Origin of the sequence: Sorangium sp. So ce1153 (genome assembly GCF_051521595.1) — a bacterium.
Lineage (GTDB): Bacteria > Myxococcota_A > Polyangia > Polyangiales > Polyangiaceae > Sorangium.
Genome location: NZ_CP150361.1, coordinates 8149637 through 8169867 on the forward strand (window position 1 = coordinate 8149637; position 20231 = coordinate 8169867).

General features: G+C 72.3%; 18 protein-coding genes. 9 read left to right on the top strand and 9 right to left on the bottom strand.

Annotated elements, in window-relative coordinates; translation table 11 throughout:
* Window positions 1-18 precede the first annotated feature (18 nt).
* Entirely contained in the window at window positions 19-2544 is a 2526-nt protein-coding gene (gene fabD / locus WME85_RS29210; RefSeq protein WP_437825883.1) for an ACP S-malonyltransferase, read from the top strand.
* A gap of 59 nt (window positions 2545-2603) precedes the next feature.
* Here fabD and WME85_RS29215 read toward each other — a convergent pair whose 3' ends face one another.
* Window positions 2604-4670 (bottom strand): TonB-dependent receptor plug domain-containing protein, encoded by a 2067-nt coding sequence (locus WME85_RS29215; RefSeq protein WP_437825885.1) that lies wholly within the window; start codon window positions 4668-4670, stop codon window positions 2604-2606.
* 435 nt (window positions 4671-5105) lie between these two features.
* On the opposite strand from WME85_RS29215, the gene WME85_RS29220 reads away from it, so the two are divergent.
* From WME85_RS29220 to WME85_RS29235, 4 genes are all read left to right on the top strand, one after another.
* Complete coding sequence (locus tag WME85_RS29220) at window positions 5106-6323, top strand: epoxide hydrolase family protein (RefSeq protein ID WP_437825887.1); 1218 nt, start codon at window positions 5106-5108, stop codon at window positions 6321-6323.
* 57 nt (window positions 6324-6380) lie between these two features.
* Window positions 6381-7082 carry a hypothetical protein gene (locus tag WME85_RS29225; protein ID WP_437825889.1) on the top strand — a complete coding sequence of 234 codons (702 nt, stop codon included), beginning with the start codon at window positions 6381-6383 and terminating at the stop codon, window positions 7080-7082.
* A gap of 425 nt (window positions 7083-7507) precedes the next feature.
* Complete coding sequence (locus tag WME85_RS29230) at window positions 7508-8557, top strand: hypothetical protein (RefSeq protein WP_437825891.1); 1050 nt, start codon at window positions 7508-7510, stop codon at window positions 8555-8557.
* Between the two features lie 164 nt (window positions 8558-8721).
* Window positions 8722-9705 (top strand): hypothetical protein, encoded by a 984-nt coding sequence (locus tag WME85_RS29235; RefSeq protein WP_437825893.1) that lies wholly within the window; start codon window positions 8722-8724, stop codon window positions 9703-9705.
* Between the two features lie 50 nt (window positions 9706-9755).
* On the opposite strand, the gene WME85_RS29240 is transcribed toward WME85_RS29235, so the two are convergent.
* A complete protein-coding gene (locus WME85_RS29240; RefSeq protein ID WP_437825894.1) occupies window positions 9756-10349 on the bottom strand; it encodes a Uma2 family endonuclease in 594 nt (197 codons plus the stop codon).
* A 235-nt stretch (window positions 10350-10584) separates the two neighbouring features.
* On the opposite strand from WME85_RS29240, the gene WME85_RS29245 reads away from it, so the two are divergent.
* From WME85_RS29245 to WME85_RS29255, 3 genes are all read left to right on the top strand, one after another.
* Window positions 10585-11184, top strand: a complete 600-nt coding sequence (locus WME85_RS29245) for a hypothetical protein (protein WP_437825896.1) — start codon at window positions 10585-10587, stop codon at window positions 11182-11184.
* Window positions 11185-11376: 192 nt separating this feature from the next.
* Window positions 11377-12735, top strand: a complete 1359-nt coding sequence (locus WME85_RS29250; protein WP_437825897.1) for an AAA family ATPase — start codon at window positions 11377-11379, stop codon at window positions 12733-12735.
* Window positions 12732-14060: a vWA domain-containing protein gene (locus WME85_RS29255; RefSeq protein ID WP_437825899.1), complete on the top strand. Its 1329-nt coding sequence runs from the start codon at window positions 12732-12734 to the stop codon at window positions 14058-14060. Before WME85_RS29250 ends, WME85_RS29255 begins: the two co-directional genes overlap by 4 nt.
* A gap of 50 nt (window positions 14061-14110) precedes the next feature.
* On the opposite strand, the gene WME85_RS29260 is transcribed toward WME85_RS29255, so the two are convergent.
* The 3 genes from WME85_RS29260 to WME85_RS29270 form a co-directional block, all read right to left on the bottom strand.
* A complete protein-coding gene (locus tag WME85_RS29260) occupies window positions 14111-14587 on the bottom strand; it encodes a hypothetical protein (protein ID WP_437825901.1) in 477 nt (158 codons plus the stop codon).
* Complete coding sequence (locus tag WME85_RS29265) at window positions 14584-15465, bottom strand: TIGR02587 family membrane protein (protein ID WP_437825903.1); 882 nt, start codon at window positions 15463-15465, stop codon at window positions 14584-14586. The genes WME85_RS29260 and WME85_RS29265 overlap by 4 nt, the downstream gene beginning before the upstream one ends.
* 86 nt (window positions 15466-15551) lie before the next feature.
* Window positions 15552-16019: a hypothetical protein gene (locus WME85_RS29270; RefSeq protein WP_437825904.1), complete on the bottom strand. Its 468-nt coding sequence runs from the start codon at window positions 16017-16019 to the stop codon at window positions 15552-15554.
* Window positions 16020-16234: 215 nt separating this feature from the next.
* Between WME85_RS29270 and WME85_RS29275 the strand changes: the two genes are divergently transcribed.
* Window positions 16235-16978 carry a hypothetical protein gene (locus WME85_RS29275; RefSeq protein ID WP_437825906.1) on the top strand — a complete coding sequence of 248 codons (744 nt, stop codon included), beginning with the start codon at window positions 16235-16237 and terminating at the stop codon, window positions 16976-16978.
* An 88-nt stretch (window positions 16979-17066) separates the two neighbouring features.
* Here WME85_RS29275 and WME85_RS29280 read toward each other — a convergent pair whose 3' ends face one another.
* The 4 genes from WME85_RS29280 to WME85_RS29295 form a co-directional block, all read right to left on the bottom strand.
* On the bottom strand, window positions 17067-17504 hold the full coding sequence (locus WME85_RS29280) for a MerR family transcriptional regulator (protein WP_437825908.1): 438 nt from the start codon (window positions 17502-17504) through the stop codon (window positions 17067-17069).
* Window positions 17501-18484 (bottom strand): aldo/keto reductase, encoded by a 984-nt coding sequence (locus WME85_RS29285; RefSeq protein ID WP_437825909.1) that lies wholly within the window; start codon window positions 18482-18484, stop codon window positions 17501-17503. Before WME85_RS29285 ends, WME85_RS29280 begins: the two co-directional genes overlap by 4 nt.
* 77 nt (window positions 18485-18561) lie before the next feature.
* On the bottom strand, window positions 18562-19521 hold the full coding sequence (locus tag WME85_RS29290) for a Gfo/Idh/MocA family protein (protein WP_437825911.1): 960 nt from the start codon (window positions 19519-19521) through the stop codon (window positions 18562-18564).
* A gap of 240 nt (window positions 19522-19761) precedes the next feature.
* Complete coding sequence (locus WME85_RS29295) at window positions 19762-20169, bottom strand: sugar 3,4-ketoisomerase (protein WP_437825913.1); 408 nt, start codon at window positions 20167-20169, stop codon at window positions 19762-19764.
* Window positions 20170-20231 lie beyond the last annotated feature (62 nt).

The window sequence follows — 20231 nt, forward strand, 5'->3', positions numbered from 1 at the left end:
GGGGTCGAGGAAGATTCAATGAAAGCGTACATGTTTCCCGGGCAAGGGTCTCAGGCGAAGGGCATGGGACGGGAGCTGTTCGACGCCTTCCCCGCGCTCGCGGCCAGGGCGGATGGAGTTCTGGGCTACTCCATCCGGGCGCTGTGCCAGGACGATCCTCATCAGCGCTTGAACGAGACGCAGTTCACGCAGCCGGCCCTCTACGTGGTCAACGCCCTGTCGTACTTGAAGCGGCGCGAGGTGGAGGCTCCCCCCGATTTCCTGGCCGGCCACAGCCTGGGCGAGTTCAGCGCCCTGTTCGCTGCGGGGGTGTTCGACTTCGAGACCGGCCTTGCGCTGGTGAAGAAGCGCGGAGAGCTGATGGGCGCTGCCCGCGGCGGCGGGATGGCCGCGGTCATCGGTCTGGACGCGGAGCGGGTTCGCGAGCTCCTCGAGCAGAACGGCGCCACGGCCATCGACATCGCCAACCTCAACAGCCCATCTCAGGTGGTGATCTCGGGCGCGAAGGACGAGATCGCCCGCCTTCAGGTCCCCCTGGAGGCGGCCGGGGCGAAGAAGTATGCCGTCCTGCGCGTGAGCGCCGCTTTCCATTCCCGTTTCATGCGACCGGCCATGGTCGAGTTCGGTCGCTTCCTGGAGGGCTATGAGTTCGCGCCTCCGAAGATCCCGGTGATCTCCAACGTGACTGCCCGTCCCTTGCAGGCGGATCGCATCCGCGCGGCCCTGGGCGAGCAGATCGCCAGTCCGGTCCGGTGGAGCGAGTCGATACGTTACCTGATGGGCAGGGGCGTCAAGGAGTTCGTGGAGTGCGGCCACGGCATTGTCCTGACCGGCCTGTACTCCCAGATCCGTCGAGACGCTCAGCCGCTCGTCGTCGAGGAGGATGGCGCGAGCGGGCTGGACCGGCGGGGGTCGTCTGCGGAGGGCCGGCCGCCGGACGTCGGGCGCGGCTCCTGGGAGCTGGCGACGCCCGCGGCGAAGGGGGCGCCGCCGGCCCCCTCGCCGCCCCGACCGGCGCCGCCCGCAGCTTCGGCGCCCGCAGCGTCGCCGCCCCGACCGGCGCCGCCCGCAGCGTCGCCGCCGGCCCCCTCGCCGCCCCGACCGGCGCCGCCCGCAGCGTCGCCGCCGGCCCCCTCGCCGCCCCGACCGGCGCCGCCCGCAGCTTCGGCGCCCGCGGCGAGGGGGACCAGGCGGATGTCGCTCGACGTGCTGGGCAGCGCCTCGTTTCGGGAGGACTACCGCTTGCGCTACGCCTATGTCGCGGGCTCGCTCATCGATGGGATCTCCTCCAAAGAGGTGGTCGTGCGCATGGGCAAGGCGGGCCTGATCGGCTACCTCGGGACCAAGGGGGTGGCGCTGGATGCCGTCGAGGAGTCGATCCTCCACATCCAGCGCGAGCTCCGCGACGGTGAGAGCTACGGGGTGAGCCTGTGGTGCGACCTGGACGATCCGCCTCTGGAATGGCAGAGCGTCGCGCTCTACCTCAAGCACGATATCCGGTACATCGAAGCGGTCGCCTACCTGCAGATAACGCCTGCCCTGGTCTACTATCGCCTCAAGGGAGCTTACCGCGATCACCGCGGCAGGGCGGTGGCGCCTCGACGCGTGCTCGCCAGGGTCTCCAACCTCGATGTCGCCCGTGCGTTCATGAGCCCTGCTGAGGATCACGTCCTCGATCAGCTCGTGAAGGATGGGCGGCTCACGCGCGAGGAGGGCGCGCTCGGCCGAGAGCTCCCCGTCAGCGATGACCTGTGCGCGCACGCCGACTCCGGCGGCCCCACGGACATGGGAATAACAGCGGTGCTGATGCCCGCCATGGCGCGGCTGCGCGATGACATGATGGCGCGGTCCGGGTACGCCAGGCCGATCCGCGTCGGCGCGGCCGGCGGCCTCGGCGCTCCGGAGGCGATCGCGTCCGCGTTCATGCTGGGGGCCGACTTCATCGTCACGAACTCCGTGAACCAGTGCTCGCCGGAGGCGAGCACGAGCGACCGGGTCAAGGACATGCTGCAGACCGCGAGCGTGCACGACACCGCGTATGCGCCCGCCGGCGACCTGTTCGAGCTGGGAGGCCGGGTTCAGGTCCTCAAGCGTGGCGTGCTGTTCCCGGCGCGGGCCAATCGCCTGTACGAGCTCTACCGGCACCATCCGTCCCTGGACGCGCTCGACGGAAGGACCAGAGATCAGCTTGAAAAGCACTATTTCAGGCGCGATCTCGACGAGGTCTGGCGGGATGCGCTGTCGCTCCGGCTGAGGACGCGTCCGGCGGAGGCGACCAGGGCAGAGCGCGACCCGAAGCACAGGATGGCCCTGGTCTTCCGGCGGTATTTCACCCACAGCTCCGAGCTGGCCCGGCGAGGGGACGAGGAGCACCGGGTGAATTACCAGGTCCACTGCGGGCCGGCCATGGGCGCCTTCAACCAATGGGCGAAGGGGACGGATCTGGAAGACTGGCGCAACCGCCATGTCGACGTCATCGCCGAGCGCCTGATGCGAGCGTCCGCCGATCTTCTCGAGCACCGTATGCGCGCGCTTTCGCTCTGAGCGCAGAGAGCCCGCCCGCGAGCGCGAGCGCGAGCGCCCGCGAGCGCGGCGCCTTCCTCTCAGAACCCGCCCTCGATCGCGAGCCCCGGCATCGTGATGGGCCCGATCGCCTTCGGGGTGCACCCGCTCTCATCGCAGCTCACGTCGAACACCTCCTTCGTGAGCGTCGCGTTCTGCAGGTCGAACACCAGGCCGAGGTAGCTCCGCTCGCTCAGCGCCCAGCGCTTCGACAGGCGCAGGTCGAGCCGGTAGAACGGGTGGATTCGCTCGGGGTGCTCGCGCGGGGGGCGGCCCGGGGAGGCCTCGTCGGCCGGAAAGCCGGTGTAGAAGACGTGGCGGATGCCGCCGCGCCAGCCCTTGCCGAGGTCGTAGAGCAGCGCGACGTGCGCCACGTGCGTCCGGTCGTAGGCCGAGGGGATCGTCGTGCCGCCCCGCGTGCGGGTGGAGCGCGACAGCGTGTACGACGCGAGGAAGAACATGTCGCGGCGGAGCGCGCCGCGCGCGCCGAGCTCCAGGCCGTAGGTGTCGCCGAGGCTCCGCGTGAGGAACCGCTCCGTGCTGAGGTTCGTGCCGCGGCCGGTGCCGATCGGATCGCTCAGGCCGAAGGTCACCTGTCGGAACACCGTGGCGCCCAGGTTGACGGGGCCGGCGCTCACCTCGACGCCGAAGCTCGACTGGAGGCTCCGCTGGAGGCCGCCCGGGATGCCGCCGATCTGGAGCGCCGGCAGCGGGGCGAGGCCGGGCAGCTGCGAGGCGAGGCCGAACGCCGGGATGAGCTGTACGTGGTCGCCGACGCCGAAGCGGCCCACGACCCTCGGGTCCACGGCGACCGCGGTCCGGCCGAGCGAGGTGTAGTGGTCCACGCGCACGCCGGGCGTGAGGGTCGACCGCTCGCCGAGCACGAGCAGCGCGTCGGCCCACGCGCCCAGGGCGAGGTCGAGCCGGCTGCGGAAGAGCTCGGGGAAGCTCTCGTCGAGCTGGGCCGTGCCCTCGGCGGGCTCGTCGTCCGGCGTGGCGGGCTCCTCGCCCGGCGGGCTGGGGCGCGGCGTCACGTCGTAGCGGTCGACGGCGGCGTCGACCCCGGCCCGCAGGAGCGCGCGCCCGCCGAGGAGGGGCCGGACGAGGCTCATCCGCGCGTTGAGCTTCCAGGCCTGCGCGCTCTCCACGCCGACCCCGCGCGACTCGTCGAGCCCGAGGGTGAGCGCCGCGCGGACGCGCGCGCCCGAGGCGGCGTCGTCGCGGTCGTAGCGCAGGTCCAGGCGGTGGAAGTCGCTGTCGAGCAGGACGTTCCGCGCGTCGGCGCCGTCGTCCTCGTCGATGCTGGCAAGGTAGTCGTACGCGCCGAACGCGAGGACGGTGAAGCGCTCCTCTGGCCCGAGCCGGTGGACGATCCGGGCCTGGTAGTCGGCGTAGCTCGCGTCGACGCTCGGCACGAGCGCCGACGCGAGCGCCGCGCCGGCGGCGTAGTGGCCGCCGACGAGCACCTGGGTGTCCCTGTCCATCGGCCCCTCGACGACGCCGCCGAGGTCGACGAACCGGAGGCTCCCCTCGCCGCGCCAGACGTCGGACGGCGGCGCGCTCTCGGCCTCGATCGCCGCGCCCGCGAGCCGCCCGATGTCCGCGGGATACGGGCCGAGGTGCATCTCGACGCGCTGGACCATGGAGGCCGGGATGACGCTGGGGCCGGCGCCCACGTGGAACAGGAGCGGGACCTGGATGCCGTTGAAGAAGTAGCCGATGTTCCCCGGGGGCGCGCCGCGGATGTAGTAGTACGGCATGCCGCTCGCGATGGTGGTCACGCCGGGCTGGACCTCGATCGCGCGGTAGGGGTCGCCGAGCGCGCCGGGCAGCTCGCGGATGTCGCGCCGCGAGAGCGAGACCGAGCCCGGCGGGGCCCGGTTGCCCTCGACGGTCACCTCGATCCCGGCGGGCGCGGCGGGCGCGGCGGCCGGTGGCGGGTCGACCGGAGGCGCCGGCGGCGCGGCGGGCGCCGGTGGAGCCGCGCCAGGGGACGGGGCCGGCTCGGGATCGGCCGGGCTGGTCGCGGGCTGGGAGCGCGCCTCGCCCGCGTGGAAGCTGGCGGCGACGGCGAGCGTGATGGCGAGGAGTGCGCTGGGGGATCTCACGCGGAGTTCGCTGATGCGCCGCCGGCAACGGGGAGAGTTGCAGCACCAGGACGCCGGGAGTTAGCAAATCCAGCCGCCCGGCGAAAGCCAGGGCGGCGCCACGCCCGGTGGGCCACCGAGACGAGCCTCGTCGCACCATCGACGGAACGTCTGCCGCGCCGCGCGACCGCCAACCGGCGACCGGCTCCGCGCCACGGAGACAAAAAAAAAGAGCGCCCATTCGACGGCGGGGGGGGGAAGCCGTCACGGGCGCTCTGGTCTCCCCTGATAGCAGGACGCGGGCCAGGGCTCGGCCTGACAGGTTTCCTGCGTTTACCCCCTTAAGGACACCCCCGAGCCTTTCGATCCTGAGAGCGTGCTTGCAAACCTGGGATCCCGTGGCCCGCCGAGCGCCCTCCGGTTGACGAACCGTACTCTGTACGGTATATGGTACGCATGAACTTGACCCTGCCCGTGGTGGACAGCGACATCCGGCCGTTTCGCATCGACGCCCCGCAGGCTGCGCTGGACGACCTGCGCGACCGGCTCGCCCGCGCGCGCTGGCCCGACGAGCTGCCCTCGCTGTCGTCGAGGGACTGGTCGTACGGTGTCCCGCTCGCGTACCTGAAGGAGCTCGCCGCGTACTGGGGCACCGCCTACGACTGGCGCCGGCACGAGGCGCGGCTGAACGAGCACCCGCAGTTCACGACGACGATCGACGGCCAGAGGATCCACTTCCTCCACGTGCGCTCGCGCGAGCCCGGCGCGCTGCCGCTGATCGTGACGCACGGCTGGCCGAGCTCCGTCGTGGAGTACCTCGACGTCATCGGCCCGCTCACCGATCCTCGCGCGCACGGCGGAGATCCGGAGGACGCGTTCCACCTGGTCATCCCCTCGCTGCCGGGATACGGCCTCTCCGGGCCGACCCGCGAGGCCGGGTGGGGCGCGCGCCGGATCGCCAGCGCCTGGGCCGAGCTGATGCGCCGGCTCGATTACCCGCGCTACGGCGCCCAGGGGGGCGACTGGGGCACGTGGATCTCCCGCGAGGTCGGCCTCGTCGACCCGGAGCGCGTGATCGGCGTGCACACCAACGGGCTCGTCTCGTGGCCTTCCGGAGATCCCGAGGAGCTGGTCGGCCTGACCGACGCCGAGCAGGCCCGGCTGGGAGCGGCCGACTACTACATGCGGGAGCTGTACGGCTACAAGAAGATCCAGTCGACCCGGCCCCAGACGCTGGCCTATGCGCTCGCCGACTCGCCGGTCGGCCAGCTCGCCTGGATCGTGGGGGTGCTCAAGGAGTGGACCGACTGCAAGGACACCCCCGAGGACGCCATCGATCGCGATCGCATCCTCACGAACGTGATGCTGTACTGGCTCACCAACACCGCTGGCTCGTCGGCCCGCTCGTTCGTGGAGACGCCGGACACCCCGGACGAGGCGGACCTCGCCGCCGACGTGAAGCCCTCGACGCTGCCGACCGGCGTCGCGGTGTTCCCCCGGGACATCATCGCTCCGGTCCGCAGGTTCGCCGCCCGCGACAACACGAACATCGTACACTGGTCGGAGTTCGATCGCGGGGGCACCTTCGCGGCCACGGAGGAGCCCGACCTGTTCATCGGCGACGTGCGCGCGTTCTTCCGCCGCTTCCGCGGGCGGGCGGGCCAGCGCGCGTGACGAACGCGCGTGACGAGCGCGCGGGAAGGAAGAGGGGTCAATACGATGAGCGAGGTGATGACGATTCCCGTGCTTCCGTGCGTGTCGATGCCCGAGACCCTGGCGTTCTACGGCGCCCTGGGCTTCGAGGTGACCCACCAGCAGACGAAGCCGAACGTGTACGCGGCCACGCGCCGCGGCGAGGTCCACTTGCACTTCATGGGCATCAAGAAGCTGGATCCCCGGGCGGCGTACAGCACGTGCCTGGTGATCGTCCCCGAGGTCGAGCACCTCCACGAGACCTTCGCAGAGGGCCTGCGGAGGGCGTACGGCAAGCTGCCCACCGCCGGTCTGCCCCGGATCTCGCGCATGAAGAAGGGGCAGAGTCGCTTCACGGTGGTCGATGTGGCGGGCAACTCGGTCGTCTTCATCAAGCGGAATGCGCCGGACGACTACGACGAGGGCGCCGCCGGGGCGGGCTCGGATTCCCACCTCGGTCGCGCGCTGCGCACGGCGGCGCGGCTGCGCGACTTCAGGAACGACGACGACATGGCCGCCAGGGTCCTCGACTTGGCGCTCGCCCGGAGCGAGCCGGCCGCCCCGATCGAGCGCGCGCGCGCCCTCGCCGCCCGGCTCGAGATCTCGGTCGCCCTGGGCGAGGAGGCGCGCGCGCGCGCCTTGCGCGCCGAGCTCGACGAGCTGCCGCTCTCCGGCGAGGACCGCGCGCAGATCCGGGCGGAGCTGGACGCCGTGGACGCTCTCGAGCGCTCGCGCCGCTAGTACCCCGTCGCCGCCTCCACCCGGTCGGGTGGTGGTCGGATTTGAACATGAAGGCGGGAGGGCGGGAAGAAAAGCTCAATGATCTTCCCGCCTTCCCGCCTTCATGTGAACTCTCTCTGGGCAAATGAGACCACTACCCCCGGTCGAGCAGCGCCCCCCGGGCGAAGTCGCCCGTCCGGAGTCGCCTGATACGCCTCTGGAGCCGCCCAGGCCTCCACGGGCGCTTTCCGGCACCCAGGGCGAGAATCTCAACCAACACGCGCAGCACACGACATTTGATAATCCGGACCGCCCATCCGGAATGCAGTCTAGACACCGAGACATCGAGACATCGAGTCGGCGAGCAGGATTGAGCTTTCCTGTCTGCGTCAGTCCTAGTAAGGGTCCTGGGTGAACCGACACAAAGCCAGAGAAGGGCCATGCCCATGACGAAAGCTCGTTTCGTGATCGCGGTCGCCGCCGCCGGGTGTCTCGCGAGCTGCTTTTTCAACGGTTCGGTCGGGATGAAGATAGAAACGTGCGAGGACCCGTGCGGCGGCCGCCCTCTCTACGAGTGCGATGATCCGTGCGCCAAGTGCGAGGGCGGGTGCGTGCTCCCGCCGCCCCTCGGGTTCGCCGATCCCATCCTGCTCTGGACCGGCGACACGACCGACGAGGCGTCCGTGCCGGCGTGCCCGGCCGAGGCGCCGGATCTCGTGTTCGACGGGTACGGCGGCTTCGAGGAGGCGCACACCTGCCCCGCGTGCCGCTGCACCGAGCCGTCCTGTGAGCTGCCGCGGAGCCTCGTGGGGAGCGCCTCGGCCGCGTGCGACGGGACGGGGGCCACGTCGTTCGACGCCCCCGCGGGGTGGGACGGCGCGTGCACGGCGCCGGCCGCGGTGAGCTCGGACGAGCTCGGCTCGCTGCTCATCCCGGCGCCGACGGTGAGCGGCTGCGCGCCGGCGCTCGATCCAGCCGGAGCGCCGCCCGAGCTGCCCGTCCCCTGGAGCGTCCGGGCGCGCGGCTGCGTGGGCTCGGTGGACGAGCGCACGTGCGAGGACTCGTCGGACATGTGCGTCGCGTCGCCGGCGCCGCTGCCGGCAGGCTTCGCCGTGTGCGTCCGCTACCTCCGCCCCGGCGTCCCGGCGTGCCCGGCGGAGTATCCCGAGCTGCGCGAGCTCTACCAGGGCTTCGACGACACGCGCAGCTGCACGCCGTGCGGGTGCGGCCCGATCGAGGGCAGCGCCTGCTCCGCGCTCGTGTCGGTCCACGAGGACGGCAGCTGCGAGCAGCTCCTCGGCGCAGAGACGGTGACGCTCGCCGGGCCGAAGTGCGTCGCGGGGCCGGATCTGCGGCTCGAGAGCATGGATGCCCGGTGGCTCAGGGACGAGCCAGGCGCTTGCGCGCCGACCGGCGGCGTCGCCCAGGGCGAGGCGACGCCGAAGAGCGCATCATTTTTCTGCTGTCAGTCCAACGAGGTCATCCCCGTGCCCTGATGAACCCGCCCGCCATGAACCTCGTTTGACGCGGGCGCGCGCCTGCGTCCCTCGCAGAGCGCGCGGCGCCACGTCGGTGCCATGTGGAAAAGACGAGCGACTTCGTGTACCGGGGGCCTCGCTTCGCGGCTATAAGAGCGAATCACGCGAAAGGGAGAGCGGATATGCGAATCGCACGATGGTGCTTCTGGATGGCGCTCGCGGCGAGCGGCTGCAGCGCGTCCGAGGGCGGCACGTCCGCGACGGACACGGACCAGACCTCCGGGGGGACGAATTCGGGGACCCCCGGCGGCGATAGCGGGAGCGGCGCGGGCGGCGACGACGGCACGTTCGGCGCCGGCGCCGGGACCGGCGGGAGCGGCGCGGGCAGCGGCGGTGAGGATACGGAGAAGGGGTGCATCGAGCGGGCGTCCTTCGTGTACGTGCTCTCACAGGACAACGAGCTCTACAGCTTCAGGCCCGATCGCAAGGAATTCACGAGGATCGGGGTCCTCGGTTGCCAGACCGACATGCAACCGAACTCGATGGCGGTGGACCGCGACGCGGTGGCGTGGGTCAACTACGTCTATGGCGACGACAGCGAGGGGACGCTGTTCAAGGTCAGCACCGAGGACGCGAGCTGCGAGCCCACCGGGACCTCGCTCTCGGAAGGGTGGGCCCGGCTCGGGATGGGCTTCTCGAGCGATCTCTCCCGCCCGGACGCGGAGGAGCTGTTCGTGGCCGGGACCACGAGCACGCCGGGCATCGGGCTCGGGAAGATCGACGGCACGTCGGTGACGCCGGTCGGCGAGTTCAGCGGCTCGTTGCGCGGCGAATCGGCCGAGCTCACCGGCACCGGAGATGGGCGCCTCTTCGGCTTCTTCACCACCTCGCCGGTCCAGCTCGCCGAGATCGACAAGGAGACCGGCGAGATCATCGAGGCGACGCCGCTGCCGGGCATCGAGACCCCGAGCGCGTGGGCGTTCACCTTCTGGGGCGGGGACTTCTACTTCTACACCGCCCCGGGCAATTCCCCGTCGCGCACGACGAACGTGAGCCGCTACCGCCCCTCCGACGGCTCCATCGATACGGCCTACATGACCAACATCGGCTTCCGCATCGTCGGCGCCGGGGTGTCGACCTGCGCCCCCGTCGAGCAGCCTCGGTGAGCGCCTGCTGAGGGCGCGGCTGCGCCCGCCAGCCGAGCAGGATCGGCACGTCACTCCTCGGCGTCGTCGCCGAAGAGCACCCCCACCGAGAGCTCGATCGCGTCGAACGGCTCCGCCCGGACCCGCTCCCCGCGCTCCGCGAGCAGCGCGGTCAGGTAGCCCTCGCGCGTCCATCGATGAACCGCCAGCGTCTCCTCCCTGGGATCGAGGATCCAGCAATGGGGGATCTCGCAGCGGTGGTAGACACGCATCTTCCTCACCGTGTCGTGGCGCGCGTTGGTGGGCGACAGCACCTCGCACACCCAGTCAGGCCGCACGCGCAGCGGGTTGCCCGTCGGGCGCTCGGGGACGCGCTCGCGGCGGAAGCCGAGCACGTCCGGGCGGTAGACCTCACCGGGCTCCAGCTCCACCTCCACCTCGGTGAGGAACCACCAGCCGCCAGGGCGGCGACCGCCGGGGCGACGGTTGAAGGGGTCGAACAGAACGCCGGTGAGGGCCGCCTGGGTCCCGCCGTGCTCACCGCTCGGGGTGGCCTTCCGGATCAGCTCGCCGCCGATGATCTCGTGGTAGCGCTGGTCCTCCGGGATGGCGAGCAGGTCCGCCACGGTGGCGCGGGTAGGCGTCCGGCTCGCGGAGGTGGACATGCGCTGCAGGCTACCACGGCAGCACCGCACGCGGCACCGTGCCCCCCCCCCCGCAGCGCGGCGCGGCCACCCCGCGCGCGATCGCGCCTCTCTGGCCCCTTGATTCATGCTTTCCCGGTGAGACCAGGAACGGATCCAGCGGGACGCGATCCCGGCGGTACAGGGCCTCTGCATCTACCGGGCGCGCGGCGCAGGTATCATGTTGGGAGCGTCGACGCGCCGCGGAGGTGTTGCAATGCGGTCGAGGCTGCTCCCTGTGCTCTGTCTCTCGCTCGGCTCCTCGCTCGCGGCGGGCTGCGGGGCGGCCGCCGGCGATGATCACGCCGCGCGCACCGACATCCTCGGCGCCGCGGGGCCGGGCGAGTTCATCCTGCTCACCGCCAGGGGGGAGCTCGTCAGCGCCGACATCGAGCCGGGGCGCGTCCTCGGGCCGGACGTGAACCTGGGCGTGTACGCCGCGGACGGCGGGCGCGACGGGCAGGCGGTCCGCGGCGTCGCGTTCAACCAGGCGGTGAGCGTCACCGCGACCCGCGAGGGCGCGACAGGCATCGTCGGCGGCGCGCCGCTGGCGCTCTCGGTGACCCGGGCAGACACGGGGCTCCGCGCGCGCGGCCTCGTCCGCGGTGCCCTCTCGGACTACCGCGTGGACGAGCGGCAGATCGCCGGCGTCATCGGGCGCTGCAGCTACGAGCTCACCCGGTCGGGGCGGTACTACGAGGGGCCGCGCAGCTGCGGAGGCCAGCCGTACCAGGTGACCGTCCTCCTGCCCCGCGGGCTGTCGTCGTGGAGCGACGCCGCGCTCGCGACCGCCCTGGGGCTGCTCCTCGGCGCCTGAGCGCGGCGCCTCCCATCTCGTCGCTGGCGAATGACAGGCCGCGCAGCGGCTGCTAGAGCTCGGGTCCACCTGGCAGGAGAGAGCCGAGAGCCCGCCGGGCACGGAAAAGGCCGAGCACGCGCCGGCCCCTGCGCCCCGGGCCCTGGCGGTCCCCTCTTCGCGCCTCCCGCCCCGCACAACTCCTTCAACTCCGTGACGAAGCCCAGATCCGATGGCAACGCGCCGGGCAGGCCGGCCGCGGCGACCTCACCCAGCCTCCTCGAGGGGCGCTCCGCGCCGATCCCGGTCGGACCGCGGCTCGAGGCCGTCCTCGAGCTCGCCTACCGCGCCCGGCGCGCGGTGCTGCTCGAGGGGCCGACGGGGATCGGCAAGAGCGAGCTCGTCCGGCAGCTCGCCGAGCGGCTCGGCATCGCCACCGTCGTGCTCGACCTGAGCCTCCTCGAGCCGCCCGACCTCGTGGGCCTGCCGGTCATCCGGGACAACCGGACCGCGTACGCGGCGCCCTCGGTGCTGCCGCAGGACGGCGCGGGCATCCTGATGCTCGAGGAGCTCAACCGGGCGGAGCGGTACATCCAGCAGCCGGCGCTCCAGCTGCTCAGCGCCCGGCGGCTGCACGAGTACGAGCTGCCCGCGGGCTGGGTGTGCTTCGCCGCCGTGAACCCCGAGTCGGCCGACTACCAGGTGACGCCCCTCGATCGCGCGCTGCGGGCGAGGTTCCTCAACCTGAGCGTGCGCGCGGACCGGGCGTCGTGGCTCGCGTGGGCGCAGGAGAGCGGGATCCACCCGGGCGTCATCGCGCTGGCGCAGGCGCACGAGCGCATCCTGGACGACGTGCCGCCGCGCACCTGGACGTATGCGTCGCACGTGCTGGGCGCGCTCCGCCCCGAGGAGCTCGCGGACGGCGTGCTGCTGCGCGACGCGCTCGGCGGCTACCTGCCCCCGAGCTGGGTGGAGCTGCTGCTCGCGTCGAAGGAGTCGTGGTCGACGCGGCTGCCGTTCGATCTGCGCGCGCTGCTCGCCGACTACGGGCCGACCTCGCCCGCGGGCAAGGCGCTGCGCGCGGCGCGCGAGCGCGGGGAGACCGACCGCTTCGACGAGGTGACGACGCGGCTCGCGCCGCTGCTCGAGGGGCCCGAGGTCGGCGTGCTCGCGGCGCAGCGGAAGCTGTCGCTGGCGGCGTTCGAGGCGCTGCTCGCGGACCTGCCCGGCGACCACCGCGAGCGCCTCCAGGACGCGCTCGGCGGCAACGCGACGGCGACGCAGCTCGTGGACGTCCGGCCCGAGGAGCTGCTCCAGAACTACGCGGGCAGCCCCGCCGAGCAGAAGGTGCTCGCGTGGCGCGCCGACCCGGTGCGGCAGCACCGGATCGGGCTCGTGGTGACGGCGCTGTCGGCGCACCTCGCGCAGCAGGCGAAGCTCGTGGAGGTGCGGCGGAGCAACGTGGCGCGGGCGTGCCTCGGGCAGCTCCTCGCGCAGCTGCCCGAGCGCTGGGCGCTGCGGCTGGCGGGGGCGCTGAAGAAGCACGGCGTCACGCCGATCCGGCCGCAATGAAGGGGGCCGGGGGGGCCGGAAGGCCGGCGCAGAAAAAGGATAAGCCAGCGAAAATACTGGACATTTCGACACGCGGCGCCGCGGCGCCGGAGCCCGCGGGGCCCGGCGGCGAGGGCGAGCGCAAGGACGCGCTCGCGGCGTGGCTCGACGCGTTCGTGCGCGATCCGGGGTTCCTGGAGCGGTACCCCTGCTACGCGGCGATCCTCGCGCGGCTCGCGCCGGTCGCGGACCCGTCGGTGAAGCGCATGGCGGTCTCGCTGTTCGACGGCCGCTTCTTCCTCCACGTGAACGTGGAGTCGTTCATGAGCGAGCCCGTGTTCCTGCGGGGCGTGCTGCTGCACGAGGTGCACCACGTGGCGCTCGGGCACCTCTGCCACCCGAAGTTCGCGGGCGCGGACGAGCCCGAGCTGATGGACCTCGCCCTCGAGATGTCGGCCAACGAGTACATCGAGGAGCCGCTGCCCGACCCGATCCGCTGGCAGCCCTACGCGCCGATCGGCCTGCGCGGCGGCCAGAGCACGCTCGAGCGCTACGACCTGCTCGTGAGCGCCGCGCGGGAGGGCAAGCTGCCGCAGCGGGGCGGCGAGGCGGTCGACGACCACCGCGTGCTCCGCCGCCCGTCGCGGGAGCCGGGCGCGGTGGAGCAGACGCGGCAGCTCCTGCTGCGCGCCGCCGAGGAGGCGGACGCGCTGGCGGGCGACGGCGACCCCGCGGACCTGCCCGGCCTGCTGCTCGCGGGCAAGACGCCCGGCCGGCTCGTCGAGGAGCTCACCGACGTGCTCGGCCCGCGCGCGCACCCGCTCGACTGGAAGACAGCGCTGCGGATGTTCGTGGCGCGGGAGCGCGCGCCCGTGCACACGTACGCGCGGCCCAACCGGCGCTTCCCGGGCCGCATCGGCGAGGTGCCCGGCAGGACGTACGCGCCGCGGGCGATCGCGAAGCCGTCGGTGCTCGTGGCGATCGACACGTCGATGAGCATGCGCCGCGACGAGCTGGAGGAGATCGCGCGGCAGCTCCAGGCGATGAGCGAGGTCGCGCGCATCACCGTGGCCGAGTGCGACACGGAGGTGGCGCGCGTGTACGCCTTCGAGGGTCGGCTCGGCGACGTGGCCGGCCGCGGCGGGACCGACCTGCGGCCGGTGTTCGCGCCGGAGTTCCTGGCGGCGCGCCGGGTGTCGGGGGTGATCTATTTCACGGACGGCGCCGGGCCCACGCCGCCGGCGCCGCCGCCGCTGCCGGTGCTCTGGGTGCTGACGAAGCCGCTCGAGTTCGCGTGCCCGTGGGGCGAGCGGGCGTGGCTGGAGAGGAAGGCGCGGCGGGGGTGACCGCGCCACCGCGCGCCGCGCCCGACGGCGGCGCGCCGTGGGCGAGGCCTTCACTTCACCTGGTAGTGCAGCGCCCGCGCCTCGACCGACATGCCGCGCGGATCGCCCGGCACATAGAAGTACAGCTCCTGCTCGGATCGCTTGCCGAGGTAGTCGATCGTCGCCTCGACGCGCTCCGGCTCGCGGGCGCCCGGCGGCGTGTACCGGAGCTCCACGCCGAGGTCGCCCAGCATCTGCCTGCCTGCGTTCTTCACCCGGACCGGCAGGACCCACGCCTCGCCGTGCTGCTCGGCGCGTTCAGGCAGCGCCCGGACCTCCGGCACGACCGAGCCCTTGGAGCTCGTCAGCCCCTCGTACACAAGGAACACGACCAGGGCGAGGATCAACGCCGCGCTGACCGCGAGCGAGACCCACTCGGCCAGGCGCCTTCCGATCCGCCGGCCCTTGCGACCCTCGCCGGGCTCCTGCCCCTCGCCGGGCTCCTGCCCCTCGCCGGGCTCCTGCCCCTTCCCCTTCGCCGCGCTCACACAATCAACCTCCCCGCCGCGCCGCCGACGATCGCCGGGAGGCCGAGCGTGACCACGCTGGCCACCAGCGTCGGGAGGTCGCTCGTCGCCTCGCGCTCGCCGATCAACAAGAGCAGCGCCAGCGCGATCAGCAGCGAGACCGCGCACGTCATCAGCGTCTCGAACGACCGGCTCTGGAACACGCCCTTGACGTACACCTCGTGTCGCTCGAACCCCGAGGCGAACAGGATGATGTAGCAGAGCGCCACGCTCACCCCGAGCATCGCGAGCTGCCGCCAGGGGGAGAGCCGCGACGCGATCATCACGACCTCCTCCGTCGACGCGATGTTCAACGTGAACAGCAGCGAGCCCGCGGCCGCCGCCGAGAAGTCCCGCAGGTCCGCCCTGAGCTGCAGCGCCTCCGGGTCCCCCTCCGGGGGCTTCTGCTCCTCCTGGTCATCCCCCGTGCGGGATTTGTCCCGGACCTGCGCGTTCGCGAACGCCACCCCGAGGCTCACCGCGGCCGCCTGCAGGATGACCTTGCCGACGACCTCGCGGGGCGCGCGATCCAGGGTGATCTCGCCGATCAGCGCCAGGATCGCGGCCGAGAGGACGATGCCGATCCCGACCGACGTCACCGTTTCCATGGCGACGCCGAGGAGGGTGTCCTCGTTCCGGAAGCCGGACTCCAGCGAGCAAAGGAAGGTCACGACCAGCGTCAACACGAGGATCCCGCCGAGGTGCCACGCCGGGAGCATCATCCCGTGGAACCACATCTCCATCGTGTACAGCAGGGGCATCCCCACGATCGCCCCGCCGGCGACCGCCGCGGTCAGATCCTTCCCCTCCCGGCGCCACCCGTGCGGATCGCTGCTCTGCTGCGCTCTCGATTCGGCCACGTCGCGCCGACTTGTACACCAGATCCGGCCGGCGGTCGGCCACGTGGAGGCCCGGGCGGCGCGGCCGCCCGCCCGCTGCTGCGCCGCTACTGCGCCCGTCGAAGCGTGGCCACGCCCTTCCAGGGCGGCGTCTGCGCGTGGACGATGAGCTCCTTCTCCCCGGAGAACTCGCACACCGCCTCGTAAGCGACCCCCGCCTCGTCGTACGAGATCAGCTTGAACCGGTTCCACGCGGGCTCGCGGATCTCGTAGGCGCGGTCGACGTGGAGGCCGGGCGAGTCCGCGAGGATGCGATCGCCGTCGAAGCGGATCACCAGGTGCGCGTACTGGAACTCGAGCATCGACGCGAGCATCGGCTCGAGCGGCACCTCGGGGTCGAAGCGGACGAGCCGGAAGGTGCCGCGCAGGCGCGCGTCGATCGACGCGATCTCGGCGGCGGTCCCGCCGGAGACCTGGGCCCCGCCGGAGCCGCAGCCGGCGACCTGCGCGGCGAGGGCGGCGGCGCCGGCGACCAGGAGGAGGCGGAAGGCGCGGAGCCGCCTGGGATGGCGCAACGAGGACCGGCTCGCCGAGGGCGACATGGGCGGAGCTTAGGGCTGGCGGCCGAGCTGCGCAAAGAGGAGTCGAGGTGCGCGATCGGCCGCGCCCGCGCGCCTTGCGCGGATCCAGCGCGCTCCACACAATGATCGGGCGAGCCGATCAGCCACGAAGCCCGTCGGACGGCGCCGCGCTGGCCGCGGCCGATCGGGGCGCGCTCGCCGGGGGCAGCATGGCAGACGTCGTACGGGGCACGGACTGGATCGCACGCCTTCCCGAGCGCGCCTGCGCGGCGCGCGAGGACGCCCTTCTCGAGGCGGTGCAGGCAGGCCTGCTGGCGCCCATCAGCTGGGTGCCGGTGAACAGCGAGCACGGCGAGCACCGCGCGACCTTCCTCGTGAGCGCGGACGCGCTCCGCATCGGCGACGCGGAGGACTCCGTCCGGATCAACGCCTCGGCGCGCACGACGCAGCGCATCGCCGATCTGCTCGAGTGCGCGATGCTGACGACCCGCCTCTGCGACCTCGTCTGGGAGCAGGCCAGCGTGCGGATCCGGCCGTGCATCGGCGCCCCGGATCCCACGATGGCGAACACCTCGCGCATGCTGGAGCACCACCGCCGCGTCGAGGAGCGGGTCGCGGGGCGCGCCGGGCTCATCGAGAACGTCGGCAAGCACTGGGTCCTCACGAACCGCCTCGCCGGGAGCCGCGATCGCGCCGCGAACTACGGCTGGTACGACGCGAGCGCCGCCCACCGGCACGGCCAGCACGCCCTCTGGCAGCCGCTCGGGCTCGCGCACGACCTGGATCACGTGGACTACTCGCAGGTCGTCCGGCTCGTGCGGCGGCGGTGCACGGTGGACGACGTCGAGCGCGAGCTCCTGGACGTCATGACCGACCCGGAGCTCGCCGGCCTCGTGTCGTCCGAGGGCCCGCTGCGCGTCCTCCGGCAGCCGGGGGTGCCGGAAGCGGCGTGAGCCCCCCGTGGCCCCCGCGCTCGGCCTGTCCGCAGCAGGCGCCAGCGCCCCTCGCGGTACGCCTGCGGCGGGCGCAGGAGCGCAGCGCTCACGACGCGCGCTTGCGCGCGCTCTGCTGCTCCAGGTCCAGGTAGAGGCTCACCTTCTTCTCGATGATCGCGAGGTGCGCCTGCTGCTCCGCCAGCTTCGCGGCCACGTCGTCCCGGTGCGCCTCGAGCAGCGCGCGCCGCTCGGAGATCGTCTCGTCGCCGCGCCGCACGAGCGCCGCGTACGCGAGCATGCGGCGGATCGGCATGCCGGTCGCGTGCAGCTTGCGGAGGAACTCGACCCACCGCACGTCGTCGGGCCCGTAGCGGCGGTGGCCGCTCCGCGCCCGCGACACGGACCGGATGAGCCCGATCCGCTCGTAGTAGCGGAGCGTGTGCGCGCTCGTCCCCGTCGCGGCGGCGACCTCCGCGATCGTGAGCCCGCCGGCCGTACCGGAGCGCGGCGCGGCGGCGCGCGATGCTCGACGCGCGGCGCTCACTGGTTCACGAACCTCATGCTGTTCTCGGGATACCGGAGGCCGGAGGCCGCGCCCTTCGGCATCACCGCGTCGAGGCGCCGCAGGTCGTCCGCGGTGAGCTTGACCGCCTCCGCGGCGATGTTCTCCTCGAGGTAGCTGCGGCGCTTCGTGCCGGGGATCGGGACGATGAAGTCGCCCTGCGCGAGCACCCAGGCGAGCGCGAGCTGCGACGCCTTGACGCCCTTCTCCCGCGCGACGTCCTCCACCTTCGCGACGAGATCGAGGTTGCGCTGGAAGTTCTCGCCCTGGAAGCGCGGCGAGTGGCGGCGGAAGTCGTCCGGATCGAGGTCCTCGAAGCGCTTGATCTGCCCCGTGAGGAAGCCGCGGCCGAGCGGGCTGTAGGCGAGGAAGCCGATGCCGAGCTCGCGGCACGTGGCGAGCACGTCGTCCTCGGGATCGCGCGTCCAGAGCGAGTACTCGGTCTGCACCGACGCGAGCGGGTACACCGCGTGGCCGCGCCGGAGCGTCGCCGAGCTCGCCTCCGAGAGGCCGATCGCGCGCACCTTGCCCGCCTTCACGAGATCCGCCATGGCGCCGACGCTCTCCTCGATCGGCGTCTTCGGGTCGACGCGGTGCAGCTGGTACAGATCGATGACGTCGACGCGGAGGCGCTTCAGGCTCGCGTCGCAGGCCGCGCGGATGTAGTCCGGCGCGCCGTTGATGCCGCGGATCGTGCGCTCGCTGGGATCGCGGACGATGCCGCACTTGGTCGCGAGGACGACGCTGTCGCGCCGGCCCTCGATGGCCCGGCCGACGAGCTCCTCGTTCGTGAAGGGACCGTACATGTCCGCCGTGTCGAGCAGCGTGACGCCGAGCTCGAGCGCGCGGTGGATGGTCGCGATCGACTCGGCCTCGTCGCGGGGGCCGTAGAAATCGCTCATGCCCATGCAGCCGAGACCGAGGGCAGAGACCTGGAGAGGACCGAGCTTGCGCGTGTGCATGGTGGGCTCCTTCTGCCGCGGCGAGCGGCCGCGGCGCTTCGACGCAGGCCACCGTAAGAGTTAGAGCGCGCTCGAAGTCAAGGGGCGGGCGTCGCAGCGGCGCGGCGCAGCTCGTCCAGGGCGGTCGCGTCGGCGAGCAACGTCGCGGCGAGCTCATCGTGCTCGCCGCGCGCGATGGCGCCGAAGACGCTCCGGAAAAACTCCGCGAAGCTGTCGGCCGCGGGAACCTCGACCGTCCGGCGCCGGTCGCGCTCGGCGACGCCGAGCTGGATCGGGAGATCCGCGGGGGGCGAGAAAGCGCGGTCGATGGTCACACTCACGTCCGGGCCAAGGACGTCCAGGCGGTTCTGGTAGCCGGTGGTCATTCCATAGTGCCCGACCAGCGAGCGGCCGCCCGGGAAGGTCATGAGCACGCTGAACGACGACTCGACCTCGCCGGCGCGCTCGACGACGCGGCAAGCGATCGACTCCGGCGCCGCGCCGTCGAGGAGGACGCGGCCGAGGGTGACCGCGTACGGCCCGAGATCGAGCAGCGACCCGCCGCCGAGCGCGGCGCGGTAGCGGTAGTTGTCCGCGGGGAGAGGCGGAAAGCTGAACGCCGCCGTGAGGCGCGTGGGCGCGCGCCCAGCGTCGCCGAAGATCCGGCGTACCTCGCGGTAGAGGGGGTGATACGCGTAGACGGTGGCCTCGGCGAGGCAACACCCCCGCTTCCGGGCGAGCTGGACGAGGCGCCGGGACGCCTCGAGCGAGAGGCAAGCTGGCTTGTCGACCGCCACGTGAAGGCCCCGCTCGAGGGCGCGCTCGGCCAGCTCCTCGTGCGTCGAGTTGACCGTCGACACGTACGCGAGGGCCGCGTCGGTGCGGGCGAGCGCCACCCGGTAATCGTCGTAGCAGCGCCCCGTCACGCCGGGCGGCAGCGCGACGTCGGCGCCCCGGGAGACCGAGGCTACATCGATGTCGCGCACGCCCAGGCTGGCGAGCGCCGGCAGCACGCGCCGCCGCGCGAGGCTGGAATAGCCGAGGAGCAGGACCTTCACCCGCGGCTCCGCCCGCCGGGCTCGCCGGAGCGACGCCCGGACCGGCCGCGCCAGGGGACGCCGGGGGCGGCGCGCCGCGGCCGCGGGTGGTGGTCGGATTTGAACATGAAGGCGGGAGGGCGGGAAGAAAAGCTCAATGATCTTCCCGCTTTCCCGCCTTCATGTGAACTCTCTCTGGGCAAATGAGACCACTACCCGGCCGCGTCGCGCGCGCGGTCACGCTCCCCTCGCCTCCTGCGGTCACGCTCCCCTCGCCTCCTGCAGATAGTCCTCCCAGGAGCGGATCGATCGGGACTTGTCGTAATGGGTGCTCGCCAGGACGAGGACGACCGTATCGGGCGCGAAGTCGAGCAGCCGGATGAAGAGCATGGGCAGGATGTGGACCCCCCGCGTGGGGGAATCGAGCGCGAACCGGCGGCTCTCGACGCCGTCCGAGAGCTCGAGGACGAAGCGGCCGCGGAGGGCGACGATGACCTGCTGCGTGTCGCGGTGGGCGTGCCCTCCCCGGTCCAGGCGGACGTCGTACAGGTAATAAGCGCGCTTGATCTCGAACGGGACGTCCTGCGCCCCCTCGACGAAGGTCAGCGCCCCGCGCTCGTCCACCACGGAGGGGAACTCGATCCAGCGAACGTTGTGGAGCCGACTCATAGAGAACCTCCAGTGTCATCGCCGGTCCGGAGGAGGCGCGCGGCGGACCGCGCCGGGCGCTC